The sequence below is a fragment of the Paenacidovorax caeni genome (genome assembly GCF_001298675.1).
In the GTDB taxonomy this organism is placed as follows: domain Bacteria; phylum Pseudomonadota; class Gammaproteobacteria; order Burkholderiales; family Burkholderiaceae_C; genus Paenacidovorax; species Paenacidovorax caeni.
Window position 1 is genome coordinate 15897 of the sequence record NZ_CYIG01000031.1, and the last position, 14995, is coordinate 30891.

The 14995-nt window shown below is 67.1% G+C and carries 13 protein-coding genes; 9 read left to right on the forward strand and 4 right to left on the reverse strand.

Annotated features, from left to right (window positions below):
* Positions 1-2: 2 nt before the first annotated feature.
* The gene (tolA, locus tag BN2503_RS12980; protein ID WP_054257085.1) at positions 3-1001 is read left to right on the forward strand and encodes a cell envelope integrity protein TolA; all 999 of its coding nucleotides are present in this window, start codon (positions 3-5) and stop codon (positions 999-1001) included.
* A gap of 105 nt (positions 1002-1106) precedes the next feature.
* On the opposite strand, the gene BN2503_RS12985 is transcribed toward tolA, so the two are convergent.
* Positions 1107-2444 (reverse strand): MFS transporter, encoded by a 1338-nt coding sequence (locus BN2503_RS12985; RefSeq protein WP_054257086.1) that lies wholly within the window; start codon positions 2442-2444, stop codon positions 1107-1109.
* Positions 2445-2701: 257 nt separating this feature from the next.
* Here BN2503_RS12985 and cyoA point away from each other — a divergent pair, with 257 nt between their 5' ends.
* The 8 genes from cyoA (at position 2702) to trhP (ending at position 10950) form a co-directional block, all read left to right on the forward strand.
* Positions 2702-3736, forward strand: a complete 1035-nt coding sequence (cyoA, locus tag BN2503_RS12990; protein ID WP_054257087.1) for a ubiquinol oxidase subunit II — start codon at positions 2702-2704, stop codon at positions 3734-3736.
* 21 nt (positions 3737-3757) lie between these two features.
* A complete protein-coding gene (gene cyoB / locus BN2503_RS12995; protein ID WP_054257088.1) occupies positions 3758-5767 on the forward strand; it encodes a cytochrome o ubiquinol oxidase subunit I in 2010 nt (669 codons plus the stop codon).
* Entirely contained in the window at positions 5760-6395 is a 636-nt protein-coding gene (cyoC, locus tag BN2503_RS13000; protein ID WP_054257089.1) for a cytochrome o ubiquinol oxidase subunit III, read from the forward strand. Before cyoB ends, cyoC begins: the two co-directional genes overlap by 8 nt.
* Positions 6396-6821 carry a cytochrome o ubiquinol oxidase subunit IV gene (cyoD, locus tag BN2503_RS13005; protein WP_054257090.1) on the forward strand — a complete coding sequence of 142 codons (426 nt, stop codon included), beginning with the start codon at positions 6396-6398 and terminating at the stop codon, positions 6819-6821. It abuts the gene before it with no gap.
* Positions 6821-7618: an SURF1 family protein gene (locus tag BN2503_RS13010; protein ID WP_054257091.1), complete on the forward strand. Its 798-nt coding sequence runs from the start codon at positions 6821-6823 to the stop codon at positions 7616-7618. Before cyoD ends, BN2503_RS13010 begins: the two co-directional genes overlap by 1 nt.
* On the forward strand, positions 7602-8915 hold the full coding sequence (locus BN2503_RS13015) for an ATP-binding protein (protein ID WP_054257092.1): 1314 nt from the start codon (positions 7602-7604) through the stop codon (positions 8913-8915). Before BN2503_RS13010 ends, BN2503_RS13015 begins: the two co-directional genes overlap by 17 nt.
* Complete coding sequence (locus BN2503_RS13020; RefSeq protein ID WP_054257093.1) at positions 8912-9463, forward strand: response regulator transcription factor; 552 nt, start codon at positions 8912-8914, stop codon at positions 9461-9463. The genes BN2503_RS13015 and BN2503_RS13020 overlap by 4 nt, the downstream gene beginning before the upstream one ends.
* Positions 9464-9582: 119 nt before the next feature.
* A complete protein-coding gene (trhP, locus tag BN2503_RS13025; RefSeq protein ID WP_054257094.1) occupies positions 9583-10950 on the forward strand; it encodes a prephenate-dependent tRNA uridine(34) hydroxylase TrhP in 1368 nt (455 codons plus the stop codon).
* 132 nt (positions 10951-11082) lie between these two features.
* On the opposite strand, the gene BN2503_RS13030 is transcribed toward trhP, so the two are convergent.
* From BN2503_RS13030 to BN2503_RS13040, 3 genes are read right to left on the reverse strand one after another with little or no spacing between them, the layout of a single operon-like run.
* Positions 11083-12651 (reverse strand): malonate--CoA ligase, encoded by a 1569-nt coding sequence (locus tag BN2503_RS13030; protein ID WP_054257150.1) that lies wholly within the window; start codon positions 12649-12651, stop codon positions 11083-11085.
* Between the two features lie 18 nt (positions 12652-12669).
* Positions 12670-13482: an enoyl-CoA hydratase/isomerase family protein gene (locus BN2503_RS13035; protein WP_054257095.1), complete on the reverse strand. Its 813-nt coding sequence runs from the start codon at positions 13480-13482 to the stop codon at positions 12670-12672.
* A gap of 36 nt (positions 13483-13518) precedes the next feature.
* Positions 13519-14961 (reverse strand): malonyl-CoA decarboxylase, encoded by a 1443-nt coding sequence (locus BN2503_RS13040; RefSeq protein ID WP_054257096.1) that lies wholly within the window; start codon positions 14959-14961, stop codon positions 13519-13521.
* Positions 14962-14995 lie beyond the last annotated feature (34 nt).

Here is a 14995-nt window from a genome sequence, read left to right on the forward strand (position 1 = left end):
CCATGCAGGCCTTGAACGAACGCGACCAGTTCGCCCCCCCCCGCCCGCCCGGGCGGCTGCGCGCCATTGCCCTGGCGGTGCTCGCCCACGGCATCCTCATCGGCGCGCTGACCTGGGGCGTGCAGTGGAAAACCAGCGCCGACCAGCCCGCCGTAGAAGCCGAGCTCTGGGCCGCCATCCCGCAACAAGCAGCGCCACGCGAGGTACTCCCGCCACCGCCGCCACCGCCTCCGCCCGTGGCGCCCCCCGAACCTGCGCCCGCCCCCCCGCCGCCGCCGGCCCCACCGCCACGCCAGGCGCAGCCGGACACGCACGAGGCCGACATCGCCCTGGAGCGCCAGAAAAAGCGCGAGGAAGAGAAAAAGAAACGCCTGCACGAGCAGGAGCTGGAGCGCAAGGAACACGAACGCCGCGAACGCCTGGAGCAGGAGAAAAAGGAACGCCTGCAAAAGGAAAAAGAAAAGGAAAAGGCGGCGCACGAAAAAGCCGAGCGGGAGAAGGCCGAGCGCGAAAAAGCCCAACGCGAGAAACAGCTGGCCGAGCAGAAGAAGCTGGAGCAGCAAAAGGCCGAGCAGGAAAAGCAAAAGCGGCTGACCGAGGAAAAACGCAAGGCCGAAGCCGATGCCAAGCACGCCGAGGAATTCCGCAAGGAGCAGATGCGCCGCATCGCAGGCCTGGCGGGTGCCACCGGCGGTGAAAACGCCACGGGCACGGCGCAGCGCAGCGCGGGCCCGTCAGGCAGCTACGGCGGCAAGGTGGCGGCCAAGGTCAAGCCGAACATCGTCTATCCCGACGCGGTGTCAGGCAACCCGCGCACCGAGGTGGAGGTGCGCGCCGCGCCGGACGGCACCATCGTCGGCACGCGCATCCTGCAGTCCAGCGGCAACAAGGCCTGGGACGACGCTGTGGTGCGCGCCCTGCAGAAGACCGAAACCCTGCCGCGCGACGTGGACGGGCGCGTGCCCTCGTCGCTGGTGATCGGCTTCCGCCCGAAGGATTGAGCTACGAAAAAGAGAGCTGCCAGCGCTTGCTGTGCAAGGATTTAAGACGCTTTCATGCATCAAATCCTTGCACAGCAAGCGCTGGCAGCTCCTGATTTCAGAGCATCACACACGCTGCTCGATCAGCCGGTTGATGCGCAGCGCCCCCAGCGTGCACAGCACCCCCGACAACAGGTACAGCGACACAGCCCCGAGGCCGAAGCGTGCCGACAGCCCCAGCGCCACCAGCGGCGCGAAAGCCGCGCCCAGCAGCCAGGCCAGGTCGGCCGACAGCGCGGCGCCGGTGTAGCGGTGGCGCGCCGCAAAGTTGGCCGTGACCGTGCCCGAAGCCTGGCCGTACGACAGCCCCAGCAGCACAAAGCCCAGCAGCAGGAACAGGTTGTGGCCCGCCGCCGTACCGGCGCCCAGCATCCACGGCACAGCCAGACTGAACAGGCCGATGAGCACGGCCATGGTGCCCAGCAGCGTGCGCCGCCCCACCCGGTCGGCCAGCCAGCCCGAGGCCACCATGGCCCCGGCTGCCAGCAGCGCACCGAAGACCTGCACGCCCAGCACCTGCGGCACCGGCTGGTTGGCGTAGAGCACGATCCATGACAGCGGAAACACCGTGACCAAGTGGAACAGCGCAAAGCTGGCCAGCGCCGCGAACGCGCCCAGCAGCACGTTGCCGCCGGCATCGGCCAGCACGCGCGTGGCGGGCACGGGGTGCAGCTCGCGTGCTTGCAGCAGCTCGGCATACGACTGCCCCACCACCAGGCGCAAGCGCGCGAACAGCGCCACCACGTTAATGGCGAAGGCCACGCAGAAGGGGTAGCGCCAGCCCCAGTCGAGGAACTCGTCCGGCGTCAGGCTGGCGTACAGGTAGGCGAACAGACTGGCCGCCAGGGCAAAGCCCAGCGGCGCACCCAGCTGGCCCAGCATGGCGTACCAGCCGCGGCGCTGGCGCGGCGCGGCCAGCGCCAGCAGCGAAGGCAGCCCGTCCCAGCTGCCGCCCAGCGCCAGGCCCTGGCCCAGGCGCAGCAACACCAGCGCCGTGATGGCCGGCGTGCCCGCCTGCGCGTAGCTCGGCAAAAAGGCCATGCCCACGGTACACGCGCCCAGCAGCACCAGCGCCAGCGTGAGCTTGGTGCCGCGCCCCCAGCGCCGCTGCACGGCCATCGACAGCGCGGTGCCGAACGGCCGCGCCACGAAGGCCAGGGCGAAGATGCCGAACGCAGCCAGTGTGCCCTCCAGGCGCGGCAGAAACGGGAACAGCAGGCTGGGAAAGACCAGCACGCTGGCGATACCGAAGACAAAGAAGTCGAAATACTCCGACGACCGCCCGATGACCACGCCCACGGCGATGTCGCCTGGGGCCACGTCTTCGTCGGTATGCGCCTGCGCCAGGGCTTCGCCGCCGCCCCAGGCGGGCACCTGCAGTGCCGCTTGACCATGGTTGCTCATGTGCACGCTCCTTGAAGGACGAACCGTGCCTTTCTACACCCACGGCCCCCACGCCACAAGCGTGACGAACCCCCACTTGTCAAGCGCTAAGAAAGGCCTCATTGCGTCCAGCCAAAACACATGCACGACACCAGTACACAAGGCCATTTCATTGACCTTGGACAAAATGTCCCATACGCGATTGGGATAGCCGCGCTACATTTCCGAGCCTCCGTACCCGCGTTGGCGTGCCAACGCCCACTAAGGCGTCCCTCCCCATGAGAAAACCCAAGGAACCCCGCAGGCTGGCCTGGCCTGCCGCGGCTCTGGCCGCGGCCATGGCCCTTGCCGGCTGCAGCAAAGCCGTCGTGCTCAACCCGGCTGGCGACGTTGCCGCCCAACAGGGCCAGCTGGTCATTACCGCGACGCTGCTGATGCTGGTCATCATCGTCCCGGTCATCGCCCTGACCCTGTTCTTCGCCTGGAAGTACCGCCAGGGCAACACCGAAGCCGAGTACGACCCGGAATGGCACCACTCCACCAAGCTGGAGCTGGTGATCTGGTCGGTGCCGCTGGCCATCATCATCATCCTGGGCGCACTGACCTGGGTGACGACCCACAAGCTCGACCCCTACCGCCCGCTGGACCGCATCGACGCGCAGCGCCCCGTACCAGCCGGCCTGAAGCCGCTGGAAGTCCAGGTGGTGGCCATGGACTGGAAATGGCTCTTCGTCTACCCCGAGCAGGGCATCGCGCTGGTGAACGAGCTGGCGGCGCCTGTGGATCGCCCAATCCACTTCAAGCTCACCGCCACCTCGACCATGAACGCCTTTTACGTACCTGACCTGGCGGGCATGGTCTACGCCATGCCTGGCATGCAGACCGAGTTGCACGGCGTCATCAACAAGGCGGGCGTATTCCCCGGCCTGGCCTCGCACAACAGCGGTGCTGGCTTCTCGGGCATGACGTTCAAGTTCCACGGCCTGTCGGACGCCGGGTTCGCCCAGTGGGTGCAACAGGCCCAGGCCGAGGGCAAGACGCTGGACAAGAGCACCTACCTGCAGCTGGCCAAGCCCAGCGAACGTGACCCCGTGCAGCGCTTCGCACGTGTGGATGCCGACCTGTACGACCGCGTGCTCAACCGCTGCGTCGAAGAAGGCCAGGTGTGCATGCACGAAATGATGGCCATGAACGACCGCGCACGGGCTGCGCTGCCGGCCGACCAGTGCACCCCGGCCAACGCACCGCAAACCATCGCCGCGCTGGAGCGCCCGGCCGCATCCCTGGCCCCGCAGGCCGAGGCCGCACAGTGACCGCGCGCCAGGAGAACCGCTATGACTGAACACACACCTGCCGCCGCGCCCCACTGGCTGCTCGGCCGCATTACCTGGGACTCGATCCCCATGGCGCACGAGCCCATCGTGCTCTACACCTTCCTGGCCACCATGCTGGGGGGGCTGCTTGTGGTTGCCGGCCTGACCAAGTTCCGCCTCTGGGGCCCGCTCTGGAAGGACTGGATTTGCTCGATCGACCACAAGAAGATCGGCATCATGTACATGGTCCTGGGCCTGGTCATGTTCCTGCGCGGCTTCGCCGACGCGGTGATGATGCGCCTGCAGCAGTCCATGGCCTTCGGCGAGAGCATGGGCTACCTGCCGCCGCACCACTACGACCAGATCTTCACGGCCCACGGCGTGATCATGATCTTCTTCGTGGCCATGCCGTTCGTCACGGGGCTGATGAACTACCTGGTGCCACTGCAGATCGGCGCGCGCGACGTGTCGTTCCCGTTCCTGAACAACTTCAGCTTCTGGATGACCGCCGGCGGCGCCGTGCTGGTGATGCTGTCGCTGTTCCTGGGCGAGTTCTCCACCGCCGGCTGGCTGGCGCTGTCCAACCTGGGGGCGCAGAACCCGGGGGTGGGGCTGGACTATTACATCTGGGGCCTGCAGGTTGCCGGGGTGGGCACCACGCTCTCGGGGATCAACCTGATCGTCACCATCGTCAAGATGCGCGCGCCGGGCATGAACCTGATGAAGATGCCCGTGTTCACCTGGACCGCGCTGTGCACCAACGCACTCATCGTGGCCTCGTTCCCCGTGCTGACGGCGGCGCTGGTGCTGATGTCGCTTGACCGCTATGTTGGCACCAACTTCTTCACGAACGACCTGGGCGGCAACGCCATGCTGTACGTGAACCTGATCTGGATCTGGGGCCACCCCGAGGTCTACATCCTGGTGCTGCCCTGCTTCGGCGTGTTCTCCGAAGTGGTGGCAACGTTCAGCCGCAAGCGCCTGTTTGGCTACACCTCGATGGTGTACGCCACGGTGTGTATCACGGTGCTGTCGTACCTGGTGTGGCTGCACCACTTCTTCACCATGGGCTCAGGGGCCACGGTGAACACGTTCTTTGGCATCACCACGATGATCATCTCGATCCCCACGGGCGCGAAGATCTTCAACTGGCTGTTCACCATGTACAAGGGCCGCATCCGCTTCACCGTGCCCATGCTGTGGACGGTGGGCTTCATGTGCACCTTCGCCATCGGCGGCATGACCGGCGTGCTGCTGGCCGTGCCCCCGGCCGACTTCGTGCTGCACAACAGCCTGTTTCTGATCGCGCACTTCCACAACGTGATCATCGGCGGCGTGGTGTTTGCCGTGTTCGCGGCCATCAACTACTGGTACCCCAAGGCCTTCGGCTACAAGCTCGATGAGTTCTGGGGCAAGTGCTCGTTCTGGTTCTGGCTGGTGGGCTTCTGGGTGGCGTTCACCCCGCTGTACATCCTGGGCCTGATGGGCGTGACGCGCCGCGTGAGCCATTTCGAAGACGCCTCGCTGCAGATCTGGTTCGTCATCGCTGCCTTTGGCGCCGCGCTGATCGCGCTGGGCATCGCCAGCTTCTTCATCCAGCTGTTCGTGAGCTACCTCAAGCGCGAGCAGTTGCGCGACGTGACCGGCGACCCCTGGGACGGCCGCACGCTGGAGTGGGCCACTTCCTCGCCCCCGCCCCAGTACAACTTCGCCTTCACGCCCGTGGCACACGAGATCGACGCCTGGTGGGACATGAAGAAGCACGGCTACCAGCGCCCGCTGGCGGGCTTCCAGCCCATCCACATGCCCGCCAACACAGGCGCCGGCATCGTGATCGCGGGCCTGTCCACATTGTTCGGCTTTGCCATGATCTGGCACATGTGGCCACTGGCAGCGGCCTCTTTCGCGGCCACCGTGCTGGCTTCGATCATCCACACCTTCAACTACCAGCGTGACTACTACATCCCGGCCGCCGAAGTGGCGGCCACGGAAGACGCACGCACCCAGCAGCTTGCAGCCGCCCATGTCTGATACGCACACCCTCCCCGCGGGCGGCGCCGCCGCCCTGGCTCCGCGCCAGTACCACCTCGCGCACGAGCCCCACCCCGAGAACGGCACGGCCCTGGGCTTCTGGCTCTACCTGATGAGCGACTGCCTCATCTTTGCCGCGCTGTTCGCCACCTACGGTGTTCTGGGCCGCAGCTACGCGGGCGGCCCCACGGGCGCCGAGCTGTTCGACCTGCCGCTGGTGGCGCTGAACACCGCCTTCCTGCTGCTGTCGTCCATCACCTTTGGTTTCGCCATGCTGCAAAAGCAGCAAGGCAAGGTGGGCGGCACACTCGCCTGGCTGGCCATCACCGGATTGTTCGGCCTGTGCTTTCTGGGGCTGGAACTGTACGAGTTCCAGCATCTGATCCACCAGGGCGCGGGGCCGCAGCGCAGTGCCTTCCTCTCGGCATTCTTCACGCTGGTGGCCACGCACGGCCTGCACGTGACCTTCGGCCTGGTCTGGCTGGTGGTGCTGATGGTGCAGATCGCCAAGCACGGCCTGATCCGCGAGAACCAGCGCCGCCTGATGTGCCTGTCGATGTTCTGGCACTTCCTGGACGTGGTCTGGATCGGCGTTTTCACCTTTGTCTACCTGATGGGAGTGCTGTAAATGAGCGCCTCGCACACACACACGCATGCCGCCCAGGGGCATGACGCGCACCACCACGACGACCACCACCAGGACGCCGGCCCGCACAGCACGCTGTCCGGCTACATGGTTGGTTTCGTGCTGTCGGTCATCCTCACCGCCATTCCTTTCTGGCTGGTGATGGGCAAGGTGATCGCCGACAAAGGCACCATGGCCCTGGTGCTGGGCGCCTTCGCCGTGGCCCAGATCCTGGTGCACATGGTCTGCTTCCTGCACATGAACGGCAAGATCGAAGGCGGCTGGACACTGCTGTCCACGCTGTTCACCGTGGTCTTCGTCGCCGTAGGCATCGCCGGCACGCTGTGGGTCATGTTCCACATGAACGCCAACATGATGCCAACCCACGCCCCCGGCCACATGCCCGCCGTGGAGCAGCGCGCGCCCTGATGACGCGCCCGCACGCGCCCTGGCGCCTGGCGCTGCTTGCAGCGCTGGGCTTGGTCCTGCTGCTGGGCTTTCTCAGCCTGGGGACCTGGCAGGTGGAGCGCCGTGCCTGGAAGCTGGAGCTGATCGCGCGCGTGGCGCAGCGTCTGCATGCGCCCCCCACCGCCCTGCCTGCGGCGGCGCAGTGGCCCGGCCTGGCGGTGGCGGACTACGAATACCTTCCCGTGCAGGCCGAGGGCCGCTGGCTCCCAGCCCACACGGTGCTCACCCAGGCCACGACGGCGCTGGGAGCAGGCTTCTGGGTCGTGACGCCGCTGCAGCTGGACAGTGGCGGCACGCTGCTGGTGAACCGCGGCTTCATTCCCCAAGCGCAGCGCGCACAGTGGCACCCCGACCCCACACAGGCCGGCCCGTCCGTGCGCGTGCAGGGCCTGCTGCGCGCCAGCGAGCCTGGCGGCGGCTTCCTGCGCCGCAACGACCCTGACCAGCAGCGCTGGCACTCACGCGACGTGGCGGCCATCGCGCAGGCACAGGGGCTGGCACAGGTGGCGCCCTTTTTCCTCGATGCGGGCGTGCCCGATGCCCATGCGCCCGCGCTGGCCGAAGGGGTGCTGCCCGCAGGGCCCTGGCCCTACCCGGGGCTGACCGTGGTGCGCTTCTCCAACAGCCACCTGGTCTACGCCTTAACTTGGTATGGGCTTGCGCTGCTGACGGTGGTGGGGTTCGTGCTTGTGGCACGCTACGAGCTTCGGCTGCGTGCGGCCGCAGGCCCCCTCTCCCCCGATGCTGCCCAGCCCTGACCCGTCATCCACCTTCCCTCCCCTGCGCTCGGCCAACGCGCAGGCGGGCCTGACGAACCTCTACCAACTGATTCAATGGCGCTGGCTAGCGCTGGCCGGGCAGGTGTTCACCATCGCCGTGGCGCACTACGGCCTGGGCCTGCCCCTGCCGCTGCAGGAAATGCTCACCGTGGCCGCCTGCCTGGGGGCCTACAACGCCGTGAGCCTGCTGCGCTGGCGCACCGGGCGTGGCGTGCGCAACGTCGAGCTGTTCCTCGCACTGCTGGTGGACGTGGCTGTGCTCACGGCGCAGCTCTACCTCAGCGGTGGCACCAGCAATCCCTTCGTCTTTCTCTACCTGCCGCAGATTGCCGTGGGCGCCATGCTGCTGCGCGGCAGCTACACCTGGTCCATCGTCGCCATCACGGCGGCCTGCGTGGCCCTGCTGGCACGCCACAACCTGCCGCTGCCCTTGGCGCTGGACATGCACCATGGCCTGGCCAGCCCGTATGTTCTGGGCCTGCTGGTGTGCTTCGTGCTCAATGCGGTGCTGCTGGTGGTGTTCATCACGCGCATCAGCGGCAATCTGCGGCAGCGCGATGCACGCCTGGCCGCGGCGCGGCAGCGCGCCGCCGAGGCGGAGCACATCGTGCGCATGGGGCTGCTGGCCTCGGGCGCAGCGCACGAGCTGGGCACGCCGCTGGCCACCATGGCGGTGATCCTGGGCGACTGGCGCCGCGACCCCGCCATCGCCAGCCAGCCCACCCTGTGCGACGACGTGGCCGAAATGCAGGCCCAGGTGCAGCGCTGCAAGAGCATCGTCAGCGGCATTCTGCTGTCGGCGGGCGAGACCCGCGGCGAATCCTCGAACCAGACCACGGTCTGCCGCTTCCTGGATGCGCTGGCCCAAGACTGGCGTGCCACGCGCTCGGTGGAACACTTCGCCTACGACAACCAGGTGCGCACCGACCGCCCCATGGTGGCCGATGCCACCCTGGAGCAAATGGTTTTCAATGTGCTGGACAATGCGCGCGACGCATCGCCGCACTGGGTCGGCATGGCTGCCTGGCAGGACGCGCAAGCGCTGTACATCCGTGTGCAGGACCAGGGGCCGGGCTTCGCGCCCGCCATCCTGGCGCAGCTCGGCCAGCCCTACCAGTCCACCAAGGGGCGGCCCGGTGGTGGCCTGGGCCTGTTCCTGGCGATGAACGTGGCCCGCACCCTGGGCGGCAGCGTCCAGGCGCGCAACAACCCCGAGGGCGGCGCGCAGGTCACCATCACCCTGCCGCTGGCTGCGATTGCACTGGCTGAAACATGACGAGCACCACCCCTGACGACGACCGCTGGCTGCTGATCGTGGAGGACGACGAAGCCTTCGCGCGCACGCTCGCGCGCTCGTTCGAGCGGCGCGGCTACCGCGTGCTGCATGCCGACAGCCTGCCCCGCGTCGAAGAGGTACTGGCCGCGCACACCCCGCGCTACGCCGTGGTCGACCTCAAGCTCAAGGGTGAGGCCACGGGGCTGGCCTGCGTGCGCAGCCTGCACGCGGCCAGCGAAGCCATGCTCATCGTCGTGCTGACGGGCTTCGCCAGCATTGCCACCGCCGTCGAGGCCGTGAAGCTCGGCGCCTGTCACTACCTGGCCAAGCCCTCGAATACCGACGACATCGAGGCCGCGTTTGGTCTCACCGAAGGCAACGCCGAGGTGGAGCTCACCAACCGCGCCAGCTCGATCAAGACGCTGGAGTGGGAGCGCATCCACGAAGTGCTGGCCGAGACGGGTTTCAACATTTCCGAGGCCGCGCGCCGCCTGGGCATGCACCGGCGCACACTGACGCGCAAGCTGGACAAGCGGCAAGTCAGCTGATCCCTAAAGAAAATGGCCTCTAGCGCATACACAGCAAGCGCTAGCAGCTATTTTTTTTGAAGCAAAAATTACCCGTGCGGCCTGCACCGCCATCGGTGCATCAGAGAAAATCACGCCCCATGACCCTGAAAGCCCCCGAACTGCTGTTGCCCGCCGGCTCGCTTGACAAGATGCGCGCAGCGTACGACTTCGGCGCCGATGCCGTGTATGCCGGCCAGCCGCGCTACAGCCTGCGCGCGCGCAACAACGAATTCCGCCTGGAGCAGATCGCCCAAGGCATTGAAGAAGCGCACGCGCGCGGCAAAAAGTTCTTCGTCACGAGCAACCTGATCGCGCACAACGACAAGGTGCGCACCTACCTGCGCGACATCGAGCCGGTGATCGACTGCAAGCCCGACGCCTTCATCATGGCCGACCCCGGGCTGATCATGATGGTCAAGGAAAAGTGGCCCGAGACCGAAATCCATCTCTCGGTGCAGGCCAACACCACCAACTACGCCACGGTGAAGTTCTGGCAGAAGGCGGGCGTGTCGCGCATCATCCTCTCGCGCGAGCTGAGCCTGGACGAGATCGAGAAGATCCGCCAGGAATGCCCCGACATGGAGCTGGAAGTCTTCGTGCACGGTGCGCTGTGCATCGCCTACTCCGGCCGCTGCCTGCTCTCAGGCTACTTCAACCGGCGCGACCCCAACCAGGGCACCTGCACCAACGCCTGCCGCTGGGAATACAAGACGCACGATGCGGCCGTCGATCCCAACACGGGCGAAGCGCTGGCCACCGGCATGGACAAGGGCTTCAACTTCGAGCAGGCGCGCGAGGAAGCCGACAGCCAGTTCACCAGCACCTGCGGCAGTGGCGCACGCCACCCCAAGGCGGACCAGGTCTACCTGATCGAGGAAGTCGGCCGTCCCGGCGAGCTCATGCCCATCATGGAAGATGAGCACGGCACCTACATCATGAACAGCAAGGATCTGCGCGCCGTGGAGCACGTCGAGCGCCTGGTGAAGATCGGCGTCGATTCGCTCAAGATCGAGGGCCGCACCAAGAGCCTGTATTACGTGGCCCGTACCGCCCAGGTCTACCGCCGTGCCATCGACGACGCCGTGGCTGGCCGCCCGTTCAACCCGCACCTGATCACCGAGCTGGAAGGCCTGGCCAACCGCGGCTACACCGGCGGCCTGCTGGAGCGCCGCCCCGCCAACGACTACCAGAACTACGAGACGGGCAACAGCGTGCTGCAACGCGCGCATTTCGTCGGCGAGGTGCGCGGCTATGAAAATGGCATGGCCGAGGTGGAAACGAAGAACCGCTTCCAGGTGGGCGACACGCTGGAGATCATCCACCCGCAGGGCAACCGCCAGGTCAAGCTGGAGACCATGTTCAACCTCGACGGCGCGCCCGTGCAGGTGGCCCAGGGCAGCCCGGTGCGCGTGCGCATTCCGCTCGAAGGGCCCGTGGAGGGCGCGCTGATCGCGCGGCTGCTCTGAGCCCCCGGCCTCCGCCTCCATCCAACCCGCCGCTGGCGGGTTTTTTTGCGCCTGCGACGGCCACTGCATCCATGGGGCTGGCGGGCGCCGAACCGCCCGCGCAGCCGCCTCAGCGCCTTTGTCGCGCCCTTTTCACGCCTGGAACAGTGCCTTGTACTGGTCGCGCAGCAGGTTTTTTTGCACCTTGCCCATGGTGTTGCGCGGCAGCTCGGCCACCACGTAGCACTGCTTGGGCACCTTGAAGTGGGCCAACTGGGCCTTGAGCTGGGCAATGATGGCGGCGCCGTCGAGCTGCGCGCCCGGCCTGGCCGTGACCAGGGCCACGCCGACCTCGCCGAAGTCCGGGTGCGGCACGCCGACCACGGCGCTTTCATCAACGCCGGGCAGCTCGTTGATGAAGCCCTCCACCTCGGCCGGATAGACGTTGTAGCCGCCGCTGATGATCAGGTCCTTGCTGCGCCCGACGATGCTGACGTAGCCGCGCGCGTCCTGCTGGCCCACGTCGCCGGTCTTGAACCATGGGTGCCCCTGCGCATCGACCGTGAACTCCTCGGCGGTTTTCTCGGGCATGCGCCAGTAGCCATGGAATACGTTAGGGCCGCGCACCTGGATGTTGCCAATGGCGCCCACCGCCACCGGCTGGCCCTGGTCGTCCACGATGCGCAGGCCCACGCCCGGCAAGGGAAAGCCCACGGTGCTGCCACGCCGCTCGTCCTGCCCACCGTAGCGCGCATCGGCCGTGTACGGGTTGGAGGTCAGCATGATGGTCTCGCTCATGCCGTAGCGCTCCAGAATGGTGTGGCCGGTGCGCTCCTGCCAGCTGCGAAAGGTTTCGATGAGCAGCGGCGCCGAGCCCGAGATGAACAAGCGCATGGCGCGCGCCGCCTCGCGCGTGAGCGTAGCTTCGCCGAGCATGCGCACGTACAGGGTGGGCACGCCCATGAACACGGTGGCACGCGGCATGGCGGCGATCACGGCACGGGCATCGAACTTGCCGTACCAGAGCATCTTGCTGCCGCCGAGCAGCGCCGCATGGATGGCGACAAACAGCCCGTGCACATGGAAGATAGGCAGTGCGTGGATGAGCACATCGTCCGCGCGCCAGCCCCAGTACTCCTTGAGCACCCGCGCGTTGCTCAGCAAATTGCCGTGCGTGAGCATGGCGCCCTTGCTGCGGCCCGTGGTGCCGCTGGTGTACAGGATGGCGGCCAGGTCATCCGCCTGGCGCGGCAAGGGCTGGTGTTCGTCGCCATGGTGCGCAGCGCGCTCCAGCAGGCTGCCCGTGCGGTCATCGCCGAGCGTGAAAACGTGCTGCGACCCAGCAGTAAAGGCGATCTTCGACACCCAGCCAAAGTTGCCCGGGGTGCACACCACCACGGCAGGTTCGGCATTGCCGATGAAGTATTCGATCTCGGCGCTCTGGTAGGCGGTGTTGAGCGGCAAAAAGACGTAGCCCGCGCGCAGCGTGGCCAGGTACAACAGCATGGCCTCGACCGACTTTTCCACCTGCACGGCGATGCGGCTGCCCTCGGGCAACTGCAGCGCCGCCAGCAGGTTGGCAATGCGCGCGCTGGCCTGGTCCAGGTCGCGCCAGGTGTAGTACAGCGGCGCGCCGTCGGGGCCGGCGGCTTCGATGGCCGTTTGGCCCAGGTCCGCTGGGAATGCGGCGCGCAAGGCGCTGAACAGGTTGCAAGACTCCATGCGCATCACTCCAAAAAGTCAGAAAACCGGGGCTCGCTTGGCCAGGAAGGCGCTGATGCCCTCGCGGTGCTCCGCGCTGTCGGCATAGGCGTAGGGGTCGGCGGCGCCATTCACTATGCTTTCGATAGCTGTTTGCGCTTGCCCTGCTTGGGCTGGAGGCGTTTTCAATGCCCGAAGCGTTTGCTTGTTCAGGCGCGCTGCGCCGGGCGCCAGGGCGGCAATGCGCCGCGCACTGGCCAGCACCTCGGCCTGCAGTGCCTCGGGCGCCACCACGCGGCTGAGGAAGCCCTGCGCCAGCAGGTCGGCGGCACTGAACGTGGCGGCCTCCAGCAGCATCTGCCGCGCAATGGTTTCACCCACGGCACCAGCGACGAGCTCGGCCTCGCGCGGCGCCATGGGAAAGCCCAGCTTGGCGATGGGTGCGCCAAAGCGTGCATTGGCAGCGGCAATGCGGATGTCGCAACAGCTCGCGATCTCCACCCCTGCGCCCATGCAGGCGCCGGCAATGCGCGCGACGATGGGCACGTCACACGCCAGCATGGCGGAGAGGCCGCCCCACACGTCGTTCTCGTGAAAGTCGCGCAGCAACGCGGCATCGAAGCGGAACGCCGGGTACTCGGATATATCGCCCCCGGCGCAGAAGGCCTCGCCCTCGCCTTCGATGAGCACGCAGCGCGCACTGGCGTTGTGCTGGATGCCCTCAAACACCGTGCGCAACTGGCGCCACATGGGGCGCGACATGGCATTGAGCCGTCCGTCGTTACGCAACACCACGCGCACCACACCGGGCTGCGCGCCCCCTTCTTCCACCGCGATCACTTCACCTGCCATGGGTAGCCTTCATTTTTTACGTGCCTGGCGTGCTGCTCAGTCCAGCAGCAGCGCGCTGATTTCTTTCGACACCGGAACTTGCCCCTGCGCCAGTTGGGTGCGGTGCTTGTCCAGCCGCTTGAGGTCGTAGAGGTAGTTGACCATGAGGCCAAACGACTGCTTCAGCCCCTTGGAGGACGGATCGCCCGCCCAGTTGAGCCGCTCCACGCGCGCGCCGTTGCCCAGGTGGAAGCGCGCCACCGGGTCGATCGGCTTGCCCTCGTGCAGCGCCCGGCCCAGGTAATGCGCGGCGCAGTGCAGCAGCACCTGGCGCACGGGCGACTTGGCGTCGAGCGCCTGGGCCTTGTCGGCCGTCTCCACCGCGCTGACGAGCTGCGCCGCCTGCGGCGCGTCGGCCTGCAGCGCGCGGCCCAGCTCGGTGCGCAGCTTGTCTGGCAGCTGCTGCAGCAGCGTGCCGGCGTTCTTGCCCAGCCAGGCGCGAAAGCCCGGAATGGGCGACAAGGTGGCGAAGGTGCGCAGGCGCGGAAACTCGGTCTGCAAGGTTTCCACCACATGCTTGATGAGCGAGTTGCCGAAGCTCACGCCGCGCAGCCCGGTTTGCGCGTTGCTGATGGAATAGAAGATGGCCGTGGTGGCCTTGGCCAGGTCGGCAGGGGCGGCCTGCTCGTCCAGCAACGGGGTGATGCTGCCGCACAGCTGCTCGACCAGCGCCACCTCGACGAAGATCAGCGGCTCGTCGGGCAGGCGCGGGTGGAAGAAGCCGTAGCAGCGCCGGTCGCTGTCCAGGCGGTTCTTCAGGTCGGCCCAGGAACGGATGTCGTGCACCGCCTCGTACTTGATGAGCTTTTCCAGCAGCGAGGCCGGCGAGTCCCACGACAGGCGCCGCAGCTCCAGGAAGGCCACGTCAAACCAGGTGGAAAACAGCTGCTCCAGCTCGGCGTCGAGCGCCAGCAAGCGTTTGTCGCTGCGCAGCAGCGGCAGCAACTCGGCGCGCAAATCCACCAGAAAGCGCATGCCCCCCGCCGGCACGGCAAAGCGCTGCAGCAGCCGCGTGCGCGGCGACACCAGGGCACGGCGCAGGCCGATTTCGGCCTGGCCCTCATCGGCCGTGCCCGCCGCCGCCTCGTAGTGCTGGCGCGCGTGTTTCACGCGCTCGACGTCGGGCGTGAACTGCTCACACATCAGCAGCCACAGGTCGTGCCGCTGCGCCGGGGTGGCCTGGGCGTACCAGTCGATCAGCGTCTGCGCACTGCGCCCGCCCTCCAGTTCGCTCACCTGGGGGGCGGCCACGGCCTGCAGGTCGGTCAGCAGACGGCGCAGCTGGCGCGGGGGCAGCGCCTCGTCGGCACGGCGCAGCGTGGCGGCCAGGCGTTCATGGGTGCTGCGTGGCGGGGGCGCAGGCGCAGCAGCGCCCTGGTCCTTCGCAGCAGAGCGCAGGCGCGACACATTGCGCGCGATCCAGGCAGAGGGGTTCTTCATAGGTGCTTCAATAGTTATAGCTACCTGCGCTTTC